Below are 16,071 nucleotides of genomic sequence, written 5' to 3'. Positions count from 1 at the left end.
TTCTCTGACTAATATCCAGTCTGATTTGGGTATTAAGGATCCGTCCGCCGTCCAAATCCTTTATCTAGGGAGCTATCCATGCGTGCTATCTCGAAGATCCTGACCGGTTCGGCCATCGCGGCTGCAGCGCTCGCCGTGTCGGCTTGCGGTTCCAAGACCGAAACCAACGTCGACAACACCACCATCACTGATCTGAACGCCACCGAGGGCATGGACACCATGACCGACAACATGACGGCGGTTGACGGCGCGATGAACGACGGCATGCTGGCGAACGACACGATGCTGTCGAACGACATGATGATGATGAACGGCACGAACGCGATGTAATCATCGCGTCTCTGACGTGATTTGATGGGCCGCCTGGGCAACCGGGCGGCCTTTCTGATTCGCGCCTCACAAATTCGACCGGCCGTGCATGATCTGTGTTGGAGGTTCGATCCAAAAGGCGTAAGAATCCCGCGCGTTGCGAGTTGCGGGAGTGGTATCAATGGTTGGGTTGCGGGTCTTCGGTGCGAGCGTGGTCATGGCCGCGCTGGTCGCGTCGGCGCCGGCGTCGGCGCAGTTTTTCATGAAGTCCAAGGACCTTTCCGGTCAGGCTGTCCGGGGGGATGAGCCGGGCATTGCGCAGGCACTGCCGGGCGCGACCGAGAAGGAGGTCCGCGCGGCCCTCACCTGGACGCTGCGTGCCGGCATGAATGTCGCCGCGCTTCAGTGCCAGTTCGAACCGACGTTGCTAACGGTCGAGAATTACAACGCAATCCTGCTCGACCATCGGGCCGAGCTGAAGGATTCGTACGATACGGTTTACGACTACTTCAAGCGCACGCACAAGACGCCAAAGGCTGCGCAAACGGCGTTCGACCAGTTCGGCACCAAGACGTATTCGAGCTTCAACGCGATCGCGGCGCAGTACAACTTCTGCCAGACCGCCGGTTCGATCGGCCGTGCGCTGATCTATGCGCCGCGCGGCAGCTTCGCTGCGGTCGCGCAGGAGCGGATGCGCGAGATGCGCAATAGCCTGTCGCCTTGGGGTGAGCAGCAGTTCCCCCGCTCCTTCTATGCGGAATCACGCGTCCCGCGGCTCGACAAGGTCTGCTGGTCAAAGAAGGGCGAGTGGCAGACGAAGAAGTGCGGCTCGCTCGATTTCCCGCCGCCGGTGGCCGCAGTGAGCCTCGCGCAGCGGTAAGCCTCAGGCTTTGCCAGGATCTGGACGGCGCCGCAGCGATGCGGCGCCGTTTTCATTCGGCAGCTCCGATTGACGATCACACCGGTACGAAGGCGTTCTGGCTGCGGTCCTTGCGCACCTTGGCACCGTCGAACACGGTTCCGTTCATCGCGATCCAGACGCCTGGCGGCGCCACCTGCGCGGTGGCGAATGCCATGCCGAGATTGAAGGCCGCGTCGCTCTCCGCAAAGCGCGCCGGCGACAATGCGCCGACCAGTACGACCGTTTTCCCTTCGAGCCCGCTCAGCGCCTGCGCCGTCTCGGTCATCGTGTCGGTGCCATGCGTGATGACGATCCGGTCCTCCGGCGCGTGTGTGACGGCGTAGCGAATGGCGGCGCGATCCTCATCGGTCAGTTCCAGGCTGTCCTTGCGCATCAGGCCGACAATGCGGTGGGGCAGCGTCACGCGCGCGGTGTGGAGCAGCCGGTCCACCACCGTGTCGCCGATCTGATAGGTGCTCAGCGCATCGAAATAGAGCTTGTCGATGGTTCCGCCGGTGGTGAGGATCAGCACTTGAGTCACGGGCAACACTCCGCCGTTCTGTTAACGAGCAGCGCCATGACCCAAGTTGCCGGCGATCGAAAGGCCCCGCGTCCCGGCGACCGATATCACGCGGCGACGCGCGCCCGCGGTGGCGCCGGGTTGGAAAACTCCATGCTGTCGTCCACCGATCCGAACCGCAAGGCCATGACATCAAGGGCGTAATTCTGATTCAGCCGCCACGGCTTGCGGTTGCCCTGCTTGGGCAGTTGGTCTGCCACCCGCTGGATGTAGCCCGACGAAAAATCGACGAAGGGCTCGACGCCCACCGGCTCGGCGCCGATGCGCGGAGTGGCCTGCCGCATCCCCCGCTTCTTCATCGTGTTGAGGACGCGGCACAGGTACATGGCGACCAGATCCGCCTTCAACGTCCAGGATGCATTGGTGTAGCCGAACGTGAAGGCGAGGTTGGGAATGTCGGAGAACATCATCCCCTTGTACTGCAGCGCCGCGGACAGATCCTTGGTCTCCCCGTCAACGACCGGCGCGATGCCGCTGAGCAGCTTCACCTCCAGCCCTGTCGCCGTCACGATGACGTCCGCCGGCAGCGTGCGACCGGACTGCAATTTGATCCCGTCCTGCGTGAACCGTTCGATCGTGTCGGTCACGACCTCCGCCTTGCCCGCCTTGATCGTGTCGAACAGGTCGGCGTCAGGCACCAGGCACAACCGCTGGTCCCAGGGATTGTAGCGCGGCGTGAAATGGGTTGCGACGTCGTAATCAGGCCCGAGATGCTCGCGCACCTGATCGAGCAGCTTCTGCTTCACCTTTTCCGGCTTCTTGCGGGTCATGCGGTAGAAGACCATGCCGAACAGCACGTTCTTCCACCGCGTGATGCCGTAGGCGGCATGTTGCGGTAGCTTCGCGCGCAGCCAATTGGCCATGGAATCCTGCGCCGGCCGCGACACGACATAGGTCGGCGATCGCTGCAACATCGTCACGCTGGCCGCACGTTTCGCCATCTCCGGCACTAGCGTTACCGCCGTCGCACCGCTGCCGACCACGACTACGCGCTTGCCGCTGTAGTCCAGGTCTTCGGGCCAGAATTGCGGGTGGACGATCGTCCCCGCGAAGTCTTCCTGCCCGGCAAACTGCGGCGCGTGCCCACGCTCATAATCATAATAGCCGGAGCACATGTGCAGGAAGTTGGCGGTGAAGCTTACCGGTCCCTCCGGCGTTTCCGCGGTCACCGTCCAGCACGCATCGGGGGTGGACCAGGACATGCCGGTCACGCGATGATTGAACCGGATGCGGCGATCGATGCCGCCTTCCCGTGCCGTATCCTCGATATATTCGCGGATCGACGGGCCGTCGGCGATCGCCTTCGCCTTGGTCCACGGCCGGAAGTTGTAGCCCAGCGTGTGCATGTCGCTGTCGGAGCGGATGCCGGGATACCGGAACAGGTCCCACGTCCCGCCCATCGCCGCGCGCGCCTCAAGGATCAGATAGGATCGGTTCGGGCAACGCCGCTGCAGGTGATGCGCGGCGCCTACGCCGGACAGTCCGGCCCCCACGATGATGACGTCGACGTGTTCGGTCATGGCCGATCCTCTCCTTGTGCCCGAGCGTACCGCAACACGCCGGGCGGGGAAAGGACCAGACTTACTCGCGTGTCAGTAAGTGGCGGCCACCAGATCGCTGATGATCCGTTGGCCGCCGCCTCCCTCAATAATCCTTAGAGTAGCGCAGCTGCGCATTCGATCCGCCGAACGATCCCGCCTGGGTCAGCAGGCTGAGCGAACGGCTGAGCGCAATGGTCAACTGCGTGGCGGTGAAGCCGCGGGCATCCGTGACGATCTCGATATAGATATCGTCGGTCAGATACTTTCCGGCGGCAAGCGCCGTGCCGCGCCCAGCCGCATCGTCCGCGCCGAGGATGCGCAGGCGATCGAAGCCCGTGGCCGACCGAAGCTTGCCCAGCGGGTTCAGCCCGCCTCCCGACCCGCGCAGCGAGTTGAGTGCGGATGCGAGTTGCAGCGCCTCGATCGCCGACAGATTCTCCGGGTTGGTGCCGAACAGCAACCGGCTCAGCACCTCGTCCTGCGGCAGCGAGGGCGTGGAGGAGAAGGTGATCTGCGGCCGCTGGCCCGTGCCGGCGATGTTGATGGCGAAGGTAACGCCGTCGTTCACCGTGGTCGCGCGTATATCGATATCCGGGTCGGTCATCGCCCCGCCGCGGAAGCGGACCCGGCCCTGTTCCAGGTCGAAGCGCTTGCCGGCGAAGGAATAGGTGCCGCGCACCAGATCCAGCCCGCCGGTGATCAGCGGCGCCGCGGACGTGCCGCCCACCTTGATGTCGGCCTCCCACTCGCTTTCCAGCCCCATGCCGGAGACGAACAGCTGGTTGTCGGCGCGAATGCGGATATCGAGGCGGAACAGCCCCATGGACTGCGGTTCCGCCGCCGCCGGCCGATCGGTGATCCGCGCCGGACGAATGTCGCTCTTGCGGCGAACGCCCGTCAGCTCGGGCACTTCCGCCCACCCCTGGCGGATGATCTGGTAGCGCGCCTCGGGGATGGTGAGATCCGCCTTGATCAGCCCGCCGCCACGCCCGTTGGTCACCGACAGAGTGCCGGTGGCGGTCGCACCCAGCGAATCCGACCGGGCGAGCCGTGCGTCGTTCAGCTGGGCATCGATCTGCATCGGATACCCCTGATCCGCCGCCAGGCTAACATAACCCTGCGCGCGCACGGTTCCGTCGCCCGCCCGCCCCGTCAGGCTGTCGAGCTGCAGCCGGTCGTTATTGAACCGCGCGCGGATCGCCATGTTCGACAGGCGCGTACCGTAGGTTTCATTGTCATAGGTCAGATTGTCGGCGCGGATCAGGCCGTTCAGCTGCGGCGCCGAAACACGGCCGCCGAAGTCCGCGGCGACGACGATCGGCCCGGTCAGCTGCTGGTGCGCGAGGCCGCTCAGGCTGAATAGCACGCCCGACGGGCCATTGTAGCGGATGCCGCCGCTCAGCGGGGCGGCCATCAGGCGCGATGCCCAGGATCCGCCGGTGCCGAGCGGTCGCAGGAACGCCTGCAGCCGGCCGACTGTTGTCGAACCGCGATTGATCAGCGCACGCGCCTCGGCGCCGCTTCCCGACAGCCGGCCGGCAAAGACGACGTCCACCGGTTCCGACACCGTGGCAAGGCTGGACCGCTGGAAGCCGGTGATCGTCATCCGGGCATCCGCCTGCGGGAAGGCGTCGGCGCTCGCCTGGGCGAAGTCCAGGCTGCCGGTCGCCTTTCCGCCAAGGCCGAGATTCGGGACCAGCGCATTGGCGATCGACAGGTCGAGACTGTCGAGACGCATCTGCGCGCTGAGCCCGTCACCATAGGAGCCCGCAATGCGCAAACGACCCTGGTCAAAGATGATCTGGGTCGGCGCCAGCCGGTACACGCCCGCATTGTTGGTGATGCGCGCCGGGTTGCCGGTGCGGAAGTTGATGTTGTTGGCCTGTCCCTGCAACGCGACGAGATAGTTGTCGGGCGACAGACGGGCGTTAGCGGCCAGTCGGAACGGTACGCTGTTGGACCCGGTGAACAGGGCCTGTGCCGTCCCCTTGCCGCCGGCATAATTCACCTTCACGCGGCCGCTCTCGATCACCGTTGGGCCATAGCGCAGGTCCGCAACCTGGGCGTCCGCGATCACTTGGGGCTGATCGTAGAGGACGACATTGGCCTTCACGATCGCGCGGCCGATGACGAAGTCGACGTCGCCGGGGAAGCGGGCCGCATTGGCGCGCGCGTCGATCGCAGCCGTCTGATAGCGTCCCTGCCCGCCCAACTGGACGGTGCCTCGCGTGCCCGAGCCGGCAAACTGCACGCGGCCGGCGAACGGCCCCGCCGCGGTCTGCACCACGCGTCCGGCGAAATTGACCCCGGCAAAGATGACCCGGCGGATGTCGATCGCCAGCTGCGATCCCGGCGTGACCAAGACGTCGGCATTGAACGGACCATAGGTGGTCCCGCCCGTCGCGGTCACGGCATAGGCGCCGTTGCGGCCGACGATACGCGCGTTGAGGTCGGCAAGGCCGATCCCGACGCCGGGGCGCGGCGCGCGCAGGTTCACCACCGGCGCGGCGGCGCTTCCGCTGACCCGCGCGAACAGCGGGCCATATTGGTTGGAATAGGCGTCGGCCGACACCGCGACCGCACCGGTATTCAGGTCATAACGCCCCTCGCCCCGCGTCACGCGGAACAGCGGCGCCGTCAGCTTCATGTTGCGGAAGGTGACGATTCCGTCGGTATCATAGCCGAAGTTCGTGAAGGCGACGGCGTTGCCGCCGAGGAAGCTGCGCGCGCCGTCGTTGAAGATCTGGCGCGTTTGCACGCCCACGCGACCGACGATCCCGAACCCGCCATTGGGCTTTGTCACCAATTCGGCATCGGTCGTCAGGTTGAGGATGCCGACACTCTCGACCCGGAAATTGTTGACCCGGCCCTTGAGCGCGCCCGTGTACCGGCCGGTTTCCATATTGGCGGCGATGATCGCGGTCGCATCGATCGTGTCGGAGCGGATGCGCAGATTGTCGGAGAGGATCTGCGGCATGTCGATCGCGATATCGCCATCTAGCCGGACGTTAGTCGTAAGGCCACCCAGTGCAGGGTTCAGCCCGGAAATGCGCCGCGCACGACCATGGACGGGCACCAGGATGCGATCCGCATCCACCCGTGCCAGCCCCTCGGCATACAGGTTCTCGACCGTGGTTTCGGCAAAGCCCAGCGTGGTCGCACGCAGCTTATAGTCCACCGTTGGCGTCGCGAAGGCGCCGTTCAGCACTACTCGTGCCAGCACGTCCCGACCACGCAGATTGGGGGCGATGGCGCCCGGCGTCAGCAGCTTGGCATCGACCGCGAAATTGCCGAAGCGGCTGTTCGCCAGGTCGACGATGCCGCCGCCGTCCACCGCCAGCGCGCTGGAGCGCAGCTTGAACCGGGTATCCGCACGCCGCTCGGCGAGCGTCGAATCGATTGCTACGTCCAGCTGCGGCGCGGTCAGTCGCTCGACCGGCCCTTCAAGATACAGCCCCGGCCGGGTCGTGCCGCGCACCTCGATATGCCCGTCGCGGGCCGACAGGTTGAGATCCGCCAGACGCCCGCCGCCGAGCGTCGCGTTCAACTTGCCCTGCCACGACTTCCAGCTGCCGCGACCGTCGATCGTGGCGGTAAGCGGCGCCTTGGTACCGGCCAGGCCGGAAACGAGGCCGCCAGCGGGCGCGAACAGGCGCGCGTCTATCGTTAGCTTGTTGTCGTCGGGAACCGCATCCAGCCGTAGGCGAAGCGTATCGCCACCGGCCACGCCCGGTCCCCGCAGCGCCCCGGCATCCACCGTCAGCTGGGCACGCCGATCGGCGATATGCGCCGACCCGTCGATCCGCGCGATGTGCCGCCGACCGGCCACCGGCGGCTCCATGACGAAGCGAGCCACGCGCAGCCGATCGATATCGATGTCGAGATCGGGCAGCAGTGGCGCGTTCGGGTCGCTCGGCTGCGGGATCAGTTCGGGATTGCGCGCCATCGTGATGAGCTCGCTCTGCAGGCTCTTCACGTTCACGTGATTGTTGAGGAACGCGAACGGCCGCCAGTCCACGTCAAGGCGCGGCGACACAATGAACACGCCCTTCGGATCGCTTACGCGAACATCGGTCAGCACCATCCGCCCGTACAACGACCCGTCGATCCGGCCGACCTTGATGTTGAGGCCGCCAGCCGTCGTGTAATTGCCCAGCTGGTTGGCGACGAAGCGCCGCCCGGGATCGGTGTTGATGCCGAAGACGATCGCCAGCAGCAGCAGCACCAGCGCCGCCAGTGCGATGCCGATCCATTTGACGACGCGCTGCCAGAGCGGACGACGCTCGATGATTACCTCGGTGGTGGGCGCTGTGTTGTCCTCGACCATCAGAATGCCTGCCCGATCGAGACGTACAGCGCGACCTTGGGATCGCCCGGCCGCGGATTGAGCGGGGTGGCGACGTCGACGCGCAAGGGTCCGAAATTGGTGTAGAAGCGCCCGCCGATGCCCGCGCCGAACCGCAGGTCAGACGCATTGGGGAACGTGCTTTCATAGGCATTGCCGGCGTCGATGAACGGCACGATGCCGAAATTGCCGAACCGGTAGCGCGCCTCCAGCGAGAATTCGTTGATGCTTCGTCCCCCAACCGGGCGCAGATCGGCGAGGTTGATCTCACCGTCGTCGTTTGGCTTCAGCGACGATACCGGCTCGAGCGGCCCGAGACGCTGATAGCCGTAGCCGCGGACCGATCCGCCGCCGCCACCATAATAGCGCCGCGACGGCGCCAGATCATCGCGCGAGATGCCGAAGATCGATCCCGCCCGCGCGCGGCCCGCGATCACCAGGCTGTCGGTGACCGGGTAATAAGCTGTCGCCTCCAGCATGGTGCGCGCATAGGGCCGCACCTGCCCATGCACTGATGCCTCCGGGCTGACATTCAGCTTGAGGCGGAAGCCGCGGGTGGGGTTGAGCAGGTCGTTCGACCGATCCCACACGGTCTGCATCGGGATCGCCGCGATGCCATAAGTGCGGCGCACGCGCTCGTTCAGGTCGAAGTCGAAGACACTCTCGTTGGTCGCGATCAGCTCGCCGCCGAACGCGTAGGTGAATTGCTTCTGCCACAATGGCGTCGATTCATATGCCCACCGCGCGAAGAGCGAACCGGTGTAGGAATCGAATGCATCGTAATTGGAATGGCTGGCGGTGATGCCGGTGAAGAAGCTGCGATCGCGGCGCCCGGCATTCTGCCGCCGGAACGTGGCCGCCGCGCCCTGTTGCTGCGTGCCCGCCACTGCCGCGAGGATCAAGGCGCCCTCCGGCGGGAACAGGTTGCGATGCGTCCAGCCGCCTTCCAGTTTGACGCCCTCACCCGTGCCGTAACCAGCACTGCCGGCCAGGCTGCGCCACGGCCCCTTGGTCTGGCGGACCATCATGTCGATCTGCTCGGTTCCCTCCGGGCCCGGCCGTCCGGTTCGCACCGGTTCGACGCTGATCGTGTCGAACAGGCCGGTCGCGATCAGCGCCTCGCGCAGATCGTCGCGCAGCCGCTGGTCGTACAATTCGCCCTGCTTGAACCGCGGGAAGATGCTGAGATGGTCGAGGTCGAAGACGTTATCGCCCTCGGTCTGCACCACGCCGAAGGACGATCGCGGCCCGGTATCCACCGGCAGCGTATAATCGCCCGTCATCGTCTCGTCGTCGAGCAGGATGTCGCGCTCTCCTACCTCCACGAACGGATAGCCCCGCTGCGGCAGCACGAGCGAGACATTTGCCTCTGCCCCCTGCACGCGCGCGGCCTCGATCGGGTCGCCGGTCTTCAGGGGCAATTGCTCGCGCACCAGATTGGGCGGCACCGTCGGGTTCGCGACCACGGTGATGGTGCCGAGCTTGAATATCGGTCCCGGCGTCGCGGTCAGGACCACGCGAAGACGGCCCGGTTCGTTGGGGATCGTCTCCAGCACCATCGACGCGGTGCCATCATAATAGCCGAGCGACTTCATCAGCCGGACGGCAAGCTGTTCGTCCTCGCGCCCGCGCGCATTTACCTGCGTCGCATTGGCCGCCTTGCCGCCGCCTTCGCGCAATGCAGACAGCGAATTGAACTCATCCTCCAATCCGATGTCATTCAACCCGCGGACCACCGTCTCATACCGGACCTCGGGTGCATCGCTGTCCGTGACGTCCGCGGCGGTCTGCAGCGGCACCGTGTCGGTCGCGCTGAGCGGCGGCAACGGCTGGTTCAGCGCCGGGTCCTCGGGTGCGGGCGGCGGGATGGTGGCGCTTCCATCGATCGGCGCGGCAGACGATCCGTCGGGCAACGGCTGCACGGTCTGCGGCGGCATCGGCTCGAGCGGCGCATTGATATCGCCGGAGAGCGACGGGAGCGCGGCGTCGAATGCGGCATCGGGCACGATGGGCTCGTTCCCTTGCGCATTCTGCGGCGCCGTCGCTGATTTGGGTGCGTCAGGTCCAGTTGCAGGGGCGGTCCCCGGCTTTGCCATCTGCCCGCTCGCTGCCGCTGAAGATGCAGCAACCAGCGCAACCGCGAGCCACCGATGACAACCCGAATTGAACCGCACAAACGCCCCTTCTCAGCCTCGGGACGTCCGATTTTTCGAATCCCCCCGCATGGCCCAACGCTTTGTTGAACGATAAGTTTCCGCACCGTAACCGGTGCGACAAGTTGCGACATGTTCAGGGTGGCAACCCCGCTTGAAAGCGATTACGCGACAGGCTTAACGATGCCACTGGGCTGCCGCACCGGAGCGGCCGCTTTCTGCGGAGATCATGGTCAATGTATCGAGCGAAAGTTCGTGCACTCGCGTGTGCCCGGTCGGCTAATGATCTGACGAGCAAGCAGGATTGATGCGGTTGATAGAGGTGCGAACGCTCGCGTTGGTCAGCGCGGTGGCTCTGGCGGCGTGCAGCAGCGGCGGCGACACCGGCAATCAGGGCGCCGGAACCCAGGGCAAGGCCGCGGGCAAGGGTGACGGCGGGCAACCGCCGCAGGTTGGCTATGTCGTGGTCCAGCAGACCCGTGTCCCGCTGATGACCGAACTGCCTGGCCGGACCTTCGCCTACCAAAGCTCCGAGGTGCGCCCTCAGGTTAGCGGCGTCATCCAGAAGCGGTTGTTCAAGGAGGGCTCCCTGGTGCGGCAGGGGCAGCCGCTCTACCAGATCGATCCGAGCCTGTACCGCGCGGCCGTGAACGAGGCATCGGCCGCGGTGCAAAGCGCGCAGGCGACGGCGGCCGCCGCACGTGTGCGTGCCGAACGCTTCCGTCCGCTGGCGGAGATCGAGGCAGTCAGCAAGCAGGATTATACCGACGCGGTCGCAACCCAGCGTCAGGCGGAGGCGAGCATCGCGCAGAACCGCGCCCAGCTGGAAACGGCGCGCGTCAACCTGCGCTTTACCACCGTTCCCGCCCCGATCACCGGCCGGATCGGCCGGTCGCTGTTCACCGTCGGTGCGCTGGTGACCACCAGCCAGGCGGACCCGCTGGCGACGATCCAGCAGCTCGACCCGATCTATGTCGATATCCAGCAATCCGCGGCCGACCTGTTGCGGCTGCGCCGGCAACTCGCCAGCGGCGGCGCATTGCCGGCCAGCGCCGCCGTCCGCCTGAAGCTGGAAGATGGCAGCGATTATGGTCGCACCGGCTTTGTCGAATTCTCCGAAGTGGTGGTCGATCAGCAGACCGGCACCGTGACGATGCGCGCCCGCTTCCCCAATCCGGACGGGCTGCTGCTGCCGGGCATGTTCGTGCGTGCCGTGTTCGCTCAAGCGATCGAGGCCAACGCGTTTCTCGTGCCGCAGCAAGCCGTCGCGCGCGATCCGCAGGGCAATGCGACCGTGTGGGTCGTTGATGCCAACAACAAGGCCGTGCAGCGCACGGTGCAGACCGTCCGCGCCGATGGCGCGAACTGGATCGTGACCGGCGGGCTCAACCCCGGCGATCGCGTCATCACGCAGGGCACCGCCCGCCTGAGTCCCAACAGCACGGTACGTCCTGTCCCCGCCTCGGCGCCGCAGCAGCCCAAGCCCCCCACGCCCGAACAGCTGAAGCAACAGCAGAAGGCGAAGGGCGGCTGAGATGTCGCGCATCTTCATTGACCGTCCGATCTTTGCCTGGGTTCTTGCCATCATCGTCATGATGGCGGGTGCCGGTGCGATCATGGGCCTTCCCATCGCGCAATATCCCGACGTGGCGCCGCCGCAGGTGTCGATCCGCGCCACCTATCCCGGCGCGAATGCGGAGACGATCGAGAACTCGGTCACGCAGATCCTGGAGCAGCAGCTGACGGGAATCGACGGCCTGCTCTACTTCGCCTCGTCGTCCAGCTCGCGCGGCTCGGTGTCGATCACCGCGACGTTCGAAAAGGGCACCGATCCCGATATCGCGCAGGTCCAGGTCCAGAACTCGATTCAGCAGGCGCTGACCCGCCTGCCGGCGCAGGTGCAGCAGCAGGGCGTCACCGTGCGAAAGTCCAACCCGGACTTCCTGATGATCGCCGGCGTCTATGACGAGAGCGACCGGATGACCAACCGGGACGTCTCCGACCTGATGACCTCGACGCTGCAGGACCCGCTGGGCCGTGTGCAGGGCGTCGGCGACACCAATGTCTTCGGCTCGCAATATGCGATGCGCATCTGGCTCGATCCGGCGAAGCTCGCGAGCTTCCAGCTGATGCCGGGCGACGTGGTGAGCGCGATCCAGACGCAGAATACCGAAGTTGCGGCGGGCGAGATCGGCGGACAGCCGATGCCGTCCGACCAGATGCTGAACGCGACGGTCACCGCTCAGTCGCGCCTCCAGACGCCGCAGCAATTCCGCGACATCATCCTCAAGACGCTGCCATCGGGCGCCACCGTGCGCGTCGGCGATGTGGCGCGGGTGGAGCTCGGCTCCGAAAACTACAATGCCAGCAGCCGGATCAACGGCCATCCGGGCGCCGGCATCGCCATCCTGCTCGCGCCGGGCGCCGACGCGCTGACCACCGCGGAACTGGTGAAGGCGGAGATCGCGCGCATCGCGAAAACCTATCCGCCCAACATCAAGGTCGCCTACGCCAACGATTCGACGGACTTCATCAAGCTGTCGATCGACGAAGTGGTGAAGACGCTGATCGAGGCGATCATCCTCGTCGTCATCGTCATGTTCGTCTTCCTGCAGAGCTGGCGCGCGACGCTGATCCCGACGATTGCGGTGCCGGTCGTGTTGCTTGGCACCTTCGCGGTCTTCTATCTGGCGGGCTTCTCGATCAACACGCTGACCCTGTTCGGGCTGGTGCTGGCGATCGGTCTGCTCGTCGATGACGCGATCGTGGTCGTGGAGAATGTCGAGCGTCTGCTTGAGGAAAATCCCGACATGACGCCGCGTGAAGCGACGATCGAGTCGATGAACGAGATCACCGTTGCGCTGATCGCGATCGCGTTGGTGCTCTCCGCGGTGTTCCTGCCGATGGCGTTCTTCGGCGGGTCGACCGGCGTGATCTACCGCCAGTTCTCGCTGACCATCATCTCGGCAATGGTGCTGTCGGTCGCCGTGGCGATCGTCCTGTCGCCCGCGCTCACTGCAACGCTGCTGAAGCAGCGCCACAAGAAGGATGAGGACCGCCGCGAAGGTCGCTTCGCGCGCCATTTCGGCTGGGTCAGCGACCGGCTCGACCGCGCGAGCCACTGGTTCAACACCAGTTTCGAGCGCGCGACCGAGCGATATGTCGCTGCCACCCGCCGCGTCATCGATCGCAAGTGGCTGTTCGTCGGCATCTACCTGGTGATCGTCGCACTGCTCGCCGTGCTGTTCCTTCGCCTTCCCACCGGCTTCTTGCCGACCGAGGATCAGGGCGGCACGCAGGTGCAGTTCCGCCTGCCCGCCGGCGCGACCCGCGCCCGCACCGAGGAAGTGCAGAAGGCAGTCGAGCATTATTTCCAGGAGTATGAGAAGAATAACGTCCGCACGATGCTGACCGTCGCCGGCGGCGGCGGTGGCGGCGCTTCCGGGCAGAATACCGGTCAGGGCTTCATCTCGCTCACGGACTGGGCGGACCGCAAGGGCAAGGAAAACTCGGCCGACGCGATCGTCGCGCGTGCCGCAGCCGCCTTCCGCGCGTTCCGCGATGCGCAGGTGTTCGCGCTGGTCCCGCCCGCGATCCGTGGCCTTGGCCAGTCCGAGGGCTTCACCATGGAGCTTCAGAATACCGGCGGCCTCAGCACCAAGGAATTTGCCGCGGCGCGCGACAAGCTGCTGGCGATGGCCAATGCCGATCCGAAGCTGTCGGGCGTGCGCCTGTCCGAACTGCCGGATATCGGCACGCTGCGCGTCAACACCGATCCGCAGCGCATCGCAGCGCTCGGCCTGTCGCAGACCGACGTCAACACGACGCTGTCGACCGCCTGGGGCGGCCGCTACGTCAACGACTTCGTCGATCGTGGCCGCGTGAAGCGCGTGTTCGTGCAGGGCGATGCGCCCTATCGCGACAATCCCGATTCGCTGAACCAATGGTTCGTGCGCGGCGCGAACGGGCAGATGGCGCCCTTCTCCAGCTTCGCGTCGACCAGCTGGTCGCAGGCGCCAACGACCGTGTCACGCTTCAACGGCATCCAGTCGTTCGAATTCCAGGGTTCGGCGGCGCAGGGTGGCAGCTCGGGTGACGCAATGGCGCGGATCGAGGAACTCGCGCGACAGATCCCGGGAACCAGCGTAGCCTGGGCCGGCATCTCCTATCAGGAACGCCTGTCGGCGGGCCAGGCCCCGCTGCTCTACGGCCTGTCGATCATCGTGGTGTTCCTGTGCCTCGCCGCTTTGTACGAAAGCTGGTCGATCCCGCTGGCGGTGCTGCTCGTCATCCCGGTCGGGTTGATCGGCGCAGTTGCCTTCGTCACGCTGCGCGGCCTCACGAACGACGTGTACCTCCAGATCGGCCTGCTCACGACCATGGGGCTCGCGGCGAAGAACGCCATCCTGATGATCGAATTTGCCGAGCAGGAAGAGAAAAAGGGCGCGCGCGTCATCGAAGCGGCGCTGACCGCAGCGCGCATCCGCCTTCGCCCGATCCTGATGACCAGCCTCGCCTTCATCTTCGGCGTGCTACCGCTTGCCATTTCCACCGGCGCTGGCGCGAACAGCCGCATTGCCATCGGCACGGCGGTGATCGGCGGCATGTTCACCGCGACGGTGCTGGCGATCTTCTACATCCCGTTGTTCTTCGTGCTGGTGCGTCGCGGCTTCCGTGACGGCATGGCAAAGCTGCGCGGCGAGGAACCCGGCCACCGCCCGCCTGAAGACAATAATGTGCCCCCCAAGGGCACACCGCAGCTGGAGCAATCGTGATGCGCCTCCTCCTGCCGCTTCTGCTCGGCACCGCGCTCACCGGATGCAGCATGGCGCCCAAATATGTGCGACCCGACCTTCCGGTCCCGGCGTCGTGGCCGACGGGCGACGCCTATCTGCAGCAGAGCGAGGCCGCGCTGCCCAGCGTCACCTATCGTGACATCTTCCGCGACCCACGGGTGCAGCGTCTCATCGACCAGGCGCTCGCGAACAATCGCGATCTTCGCGCCAGCGTCGCCAATATCGAGGCAGCGCGTGCGCAATACCGCATCCAACGTGCGGAGCTGTTCCCGCAGGTGGACACCGGCGCCACCATCACCCGGCGCGAGATCGGCCGGCAGGCGGCGGGCGGCAATTTCGCCGTCGGCGGCACCACTTATCAGGCAACATTGGGAACGAGCGCGTTCGAACTGGATCTGTTCGGCCGTGTCCGCTCGCTCAGCGACGCCGCGCTCGCGCGTTATTTCGGTCAGGAGGCCGCCGCGCGTGCCGTCCGCCTGACGCTGACCGGCGATGTTGCCAGCGCCTGGCTTACCTATGCGGCGGACCAGAGCCTGCTGAAGATCGCGCAGAACACCGCCGCAGCCGCGCGGCGATCGGTAGACCTCACCCGCGCGCGCGTGTCGGGCGGCATCGCGCCGCGCACCGACCTGCGCCAGGCGGAGCAGATCCTCGCCACGGCGGAGGCCAATATCGCCAGCCAGCGCACCGCGCTGGCGCAGGATATCAACGCACTGCAACTCCTCGTCGGCGCGCCGATCGACCCGACGCTTCTGCCCGCCTCGATCGAGGAAGCCGCCGGCACAGTGGCAGAGCTGCCGGCCGGGCTCGACAGCCAGGTCCTGCTGCGCCGGCCCGACGTGGTGCAGGCCGAATATGATCTGCGCGCCGCCAACGCCGAAATTGGCGCTGCGCGCGCCGCGCTGTTCCCGCGCATCTCGCTGACCGGGCTGTTCAGCTTTGCCAGCACGGCGCTCTCCTCGCTGATCAGCAGTGACGCGTTGACCAAGACCGCGACCGGCAACATCGCCTATCCAATCTTTGCCGGCGGCGCGGCACGGGCCGGCGTGGCGCAGACCCGCGCGCAGCAGCAGGCCGCGCTTGCCCGATACGAAGGGACGATCCAGACCGCGTTCCGCGAAGTTGCCGATGCGCTCGCCCGCCGCGGCACCATCAGTGATGAACTCGCCGCGACCGAGCGGTTCGCCGCCGCCGCGCAAGACACCTACCAGCTGTCGAATGCGCGCTATCGCGGCGGGGTGGAGCCGTTCCTGACCACGCTGGACGCGCAGCGCTCTCTCTACGCAGCGCAGCAGCAGCTGGTGCAGACCCGCCTGATCCGCGCGACGAATTTGGTGACGCTCTACCGCACGCTCGGCGGCGATTCGCAGCTCGCGGTCAACGCGGCGGGCGCCGTCCCTGCCCCGGCCCTGGTGGGCTCATCCGCGCTGAACCCGCAGTGACCGG

At 66.0% G+C, this 16,071-nt stretch carries 9 protein-coding genes; 5 read left to right on the top strand and 4 right to left on the bottom strand.

Annotated features, from left to right (window positions below):
* Positions 1 to 78: 78 nt before the first annotated feature.
* On the top strand, positions 79 to 330 hold the full coding sequence (locus tag CA236_RS02725) for a hypothetical protein (RefSeq protein ID WP_046410108.1): 252 nt from the start codon (positions 79 to 81) through the stop codon (positions 328 to 330).
* Positions 331 to 490: 160 nt separating this feature from the next.
* Positions 491 to 1,189: a hypothetical protein gene (locus CA236_RS02720; RefSeq protein ID WP_125944449.1), complete on the top strand. Its 699-nt coding sequence runs from the start codon at positions 491 to 493 to the stop codon at positions 1,187 to 1,189.
* 76 nt (positions 1,190 to 1,265) lie between these two features.
* Here CA236_RS02720 and CA236_RS02715 read toward each other — a convergent pair whose 3' ends face one another.
* From CA236_RS02715 to CA236_RS02700, 4 genes are all read right to left on the bottom strand, one after another.
* Positions 1,266 to 1,757, bottom strand: a complete 492-nt coding sequence (locus CA236_RS02715) for an asparaginase domain-containing protein (RefSeq protein ID WP_125944448.1) — start codon at positions 1,755 to 1,757, stop codon at positions 1,266 to 1,268.
* Positions 1,758 to 1,837: 80 nt separating this feature from the next.
* On the bottom strand, positions 1,838 to 3,310 hold the full coding sequence (locus tag CA236_RS02710) for an NAD(P)/FAD-dependent oxidoreductase (RefSeq protein ID WP_125944447.1): 1,473 nt from the start codon (positions 3,308 to 3,310) through the stop codon (positions 1,838 to 1,840).
* Positions 3,311 to 3,434: 124 nt separating this feature from the next.
* The gene (locus CA236_RS02705; RefSeq protein ID WP_125944446.1) at positions 3,435 to 7,658 is read right to left on the bottom strand and encodes a translocation/assembly module TamB domain-containing protein; all 4,224 of its coding nucleotides are present in this window, start codon (positions 7,656 to 7,658) and stop codon (positions 3,435 to 3,437) included.
* Positions 7,658 to 9,772 (bottom strand): BamA/TamA family outer membrane protein, encoded by a 2,115-nt coding sequence (locus tag CA236_RS02700; protein WP_125944445.1) that lies wholly within the window; start codon positions 9,770 to 9,772, stop codon positions 7,658 to 7,660. Before CA236_RS02700 ends, CA236_RS02705 begins: the two co-directional genes overlap by 1 nt.
* A gap of 364 nt (positions 9,773 to 10,136) precedes the next feature.
* Between CA236_RS02700 and CA236_RS02695 the strand changes: the two genes are divergently transcribed.
* The 3 genes from CA236_RS02695 to CA236_RS02685 are packed head-to-tail and all read left to right on the top strand — an operon-like array spanning position 10,137 to position 16,067.
* Positions 10,137 to 11,363 carry an efflux RND transporter periplasmic adaptor subunit gene (locus tag CA236_RS02695; protein WP_125944444.1) on the top strand — a complete coding sequence of 409 codons (1,227 nt, stop codon included), beginning with the start codon at positions 10,137 to 10,139 and terminating at the stop codon, positions 11,361 to 11,363.
* A 1-nt stretch (position 11,364) separates the two neighbouring features.
* Positions 11,365 to 14,604, top strand: a complete 3,240-nt coding sequence (locus CA236_RS02690; protein WP_125944443.1) for a multidrug efflux RND transporter permease subunit — start codon at positions 11,365 to 11,367, stop codon at positions 14,602 to 14,604.
* Positions 14,604 to 16,067 carry an efflux transporter outer membrane subunit gene (locus tag CA236_RS02685; protein ID WP_206430494.1) on the top strand — a complete coding sequence of 488 codons (1,464 nt, stop codon included), beginning with the start codon at positions 14,604 to 14,606 and terminating at the stop codon, positions 16,065 to 16,067. Before CA236_RS02690 ends, CA236_RS02685 begins: the two co-directional genes overlap by 1 nt.
* Positions 16,068 to 16,071: the final 4 nt, after the last annotated feature.

The sequence above is a fragment of the Sphingomonas sp. ABOLG genome (assembly GCF_003950435.1).
Taxonomy (GTDB): Bacteria; Pseudomonadota; Alphaproteobacteria; order Sphingomonadales; family Sphingomonadaceae; genus Sphingomonas; species Sphingomonas panaciterrae.
This window is presented reverse-complemented; position numbering and strand designations above follow the sequence as displayed.

Excerpts from the sequence above, each read along its gene's own strand:
- CA236_RS02705 (WP_125944446.1), bottom strand. The coding sequence starts at position 7,658 with ATGGTCGAGGACAACACAGCGCCCACCACCGAGGTAATCATCGAGCGT.
- CA236_RS02695 (WP_125944444.1), top strand. The coding sequence starts at position 10,137 with ATGCGGTTGATAGAGGTGCGAACGCTCGCGTTGGTCAGCGCGGTGGCT.
- CA236_RS02710 (WP_125944447.1), bottom strand. The coding sequence starts at position 3,310 with ATGACCGAACACGTCGACGTCATCATCGTGGGGGCCGGACTGTCCGGC.
- CA236_RS02685 (WP_206430494.1), top strand. The coding sequence starts at position 14,604 with ATGCGCCTCCTCCTGCCGCTTCTGCTCGGCACCGCGCTCACCGGATGC.
- CA236_RS02720 (WP_125944449.1), top strand. The coding sequence starts at position 491 with ATGGTTGGGTTGCGGGTCTTCGGTGCGAGCGTGGTCATGGCCGCGCTG.
- CA236_RS02725 (WP_046410108.1), top strand. The coding sequence starts at position 79 with ATGCGTGCTATCTCGAAGATCCTGACCGGTTCGGCCATCGCGGCTGCA.
- CA236_RS02700 (WP_125944445.1), bottom strand. The coding sequence starts at position 9,772 with ATGGCAAAGCCGGGGACCGCCCCTGCAACTGGACCTGACGCACCCAAA.
- CA236_RS02690 (WP_125944443.1), top strand. The coding sequence starts at position 11,365 with ATGTCGCGCATCTTCATTGACCGTCCGATCTTTGCCTGGGTTCTTGCC.